Source organism: Aquabacterium sp. (assembly GCF_021768455.1).
Taxonomy (GTDB): Bacteria; Pseudomonadota; Gammaproteobacteria; order Burkholderiales; family Burkholderiaceae_C; genus Aquabacterium.
Genome location: NZ_JAIZVX010000261.1, coordinates 1 through 2,452, shown reverse-complemented (window position 1 = coordinate 2,452; position 2,452 = coordinate 1). Strand labels below are relative to the sequence as shown.

Below are 2,452 nucleotides of genomic sequence, written 5' to 3'. Positions count from 1 at the left end.
TCCCGCGCCGCCATGCGCTCATGCAGCGTCTGCGGTGCGGGCTTCAGGGCGATGCGGTGCACCGTCCAGCCCAGCTGGCGTCGGGGGCTGAGCGCCCGCAGGCGCGTGGCCACCCAGGTGTAGGCCCGGTAGCGCCACGGGGCGCTGTGCACCCAGGTCCACAGCCGCCACACGCCCTGCAGGCCGGCGTCGTGCGCCGCGCCCTGGCCTTGCAGCCGGTGGTCTGTGGCCTCGTTCGGGTTGCGGGCCGCTTCTTCGCGCAGCCGCACCAGCATCTCGGGGATGGGGATGCGCACCGGGCAGACCTCGCTGCAGGCGCCGCACAGGCTCGATGCGGTCGGCAGGTCCTTGGTGTTCTGCAGCCCCAGCAGGTGGGGCGAGATGATGGCGCCGATGGGGCCCGGGTAGGTGGTGCCGTAGGCGTGGCCGCCCACGCGGGCGTAGACCGGGCAGTGGTTCATGCAGGCCCCGCAGCGGATGCACTGCAGGGTCTGGCGCAGCTGCGGGTCGGCAAAGGCCTGGCTGCGTCCGTTGTCCAGCAGGATCACGTGCAGCTGGGTGGGGCCGTCCTTCTCGCCCTCGCGGCGCGGGCCGCTGATGAGGTTGAAGTAGGTGGTCACGGGCTGGCCCGTGGCCGAGCGCGTCAGCAGGCTGTAGAGCGGCGGCACGTCGCTCAGGAACTCGACGACTTTCTCGATGCCGGTGATGGCGATGTGCACGTCCGGCACGGTGGTGCTCAGGCGCCCGTTGCCTTCGTTTTCGACGAGGCACAGGGTGCCGGTCTCGGCCACGGCAAAGTTCACGCCCGACAGACCCACCTTGGCCTGGGCGTAGAGGTCGCGGATGGCGTGGCGCCCGATGGCGATGAGCGCGTCGACGTCTTCCGTGTAGGGAGCGCCCGGCACCTTCTCGTGGAAGAGCCGGGCGATCTGCGCCCGCGTCTTGTGGATCGCGGGCATGACAATGTGGCTGGGCTTTTCTTCGGCCAGCTGGACGATGTACTCGCCCATGTCGGACTCGATGGCCGCGATGCCGTGGGCGGCCAGGTGGTGGTTGAGCTCGATTTCTTCGCTCACCATGGACTTGCCCTTGACGACCATGTCGCCGCCGCTGGCCTGCACGATGCGGGTGACGATGGCCTGGGCTTCTTCGGGGGTCTCGGCCCAGTGGACCTGGGCGCCGCGCTCGGTGAGGCGGGCTTCGAGTTGTTCGAGCAGCTCGGGCAGTCTGGAGAGGGCGCGCTGGCGGATGGACTCGCCCAGGTCGCGCAGGTCTTCGAGCGCCTGCGCATCAGGGAACTGGGCGGCGCGCTTGGCCTGCAGGAAGTCCATGGCGCCACGGAAGCTGCGGCGCAGTTGCGGGTCGGCCAGGGCGCCGCGGGCGCGGGCCTTGAACTCGCGCGAGGGCATGAATTCGAGCGGGTGGCTGACGGGGCGGCTCATGCGCGGGCTCCGGTCTCGGCGGCCAGCTGGGCGATGAAGGCGTCGTCCAGGCCCTCGGGCACGACCAGGATCAGCACGAGCTGGCGCGGGCCGTGGGCGCCGTAGGCCAGGGTCTGCTGGATGTCGGAGGTCTTGGAGGGGCCGGAGACCAGCAAGGCGTTGGTGGGCAGGCCCGCAGCCCAGCCTTCGGCCTGCATGGCTTCGTACAGGGTGGCGTGCAGGAAGTGCGGGTCGAGCAGGGCGATGTGGATGGGCGGCACCAGGCTCAGGGTGCGGGGCTCGTGTGCGTCGGGCCAGAGGATGAGGCTGCCGGTTTCGGCGATGGCCGAGCGCACGCGGGTGAAGCCGGCGTCGATGTCGTTGAAGAGCTCGGCCTTGAAGGATTCGATGGGGGCGTCGAAGGCGCGCAGGACGGGGGCCTGGTCGCCCAGGGCCTGCAGGGCCTCGCTGGCGAGGGCGCCGTGGGCGGTGTGCGGGGCCAGCAGCAGGCGGCCGATGGCCTTGGCCTGCACGACGGTGGCCAGGCGCTGGGGCCAGTCGGCCTCGCGCACGAGGTGGACTTCGGTCTGCACGGCGCTCATGGCGCGAACCAGGCGGCCGAACTTCTCGGCCAGGTCCCACTGAGGGCGGTGGGCGTCGTGGTGGGCGCGCACGCGGCTGGCGTCGCCATGGGTGGTGCCGGGGGCTTGGGCCAGGGCGGTGCGCAGCTTGGTCAGGATGCGCTCGCGGGCAGAGACCGGCGGCGTGGGGCGGCTCTGGTCGGTGTGGCTCATGGGGTGAGCCCCTGGGTGCGGGCCAGCAGGAAGGAGGCGAGGTGCTGGCCGCTGAAGCCGGCCTGGTCTGACCTGGCCCCGGCACCGGCCCCACTGCAGGATCCCGCACAGCCGCCTGCGACAGGCTCTGCTTGCTCACCTTGTTTGGCCAGCTTGCCGTTGATGTTGAGCAGGCAGCCACCGTCGGCGGTGACGAACTGGCGGGCGCCGCAGCCGGTGAGCGCGGCGGCCTTGTCG

Annotated in this window: 2 protein-coding genes and 1 pseudogene; all 3 read right to left on the bottom strand. The window is 71.3% G+C overall.

Annotated elements, in window-relative coordinates:
• A partial coding sequence (locus tag QZ994_RS19520; protein ID WP_290877664.1) for a LutB/LldF family L-lactate oxidation iron-sulfur protein occupies positions 1 to 1,442 on the bottom strand: 1,442 nt, incomplete at its 3' end.
• On the bottom strand, positions 1,439 to 2,215 hold the full coding sequence (locus QZ994_RS19515; protein ID WP_290877662.1) for a lactate utilization protein: 777 nt from the start codon (positions 2,213 to 2,215) through the stop codon (positions 1,439 to 1,441). The genes QZ994_RS19515 and QZ994_RS19520, both read right to left, overlap by 4 nt.
• Positions 2,212 to 2,452: pseudogene (locus tag QZ994_RS19510) on the bottom strand (hypothetical protein); the annotation flags it as partial. The gene QZ994_RS19515 and the pseudogene QZ994_RS19510, both read right to left, overlap by 4 nt.

Bases quoted from the DNA above. Each gene is read 5' to 3' on its own strand.
- QZ994_RS19515 (WP_290877662.1), bottom strand. From the start codon at position 2,215: ATGAGCCACACCGACCAGAGCCGCCCCACGCCGCCGGTCTCTGCCCGC.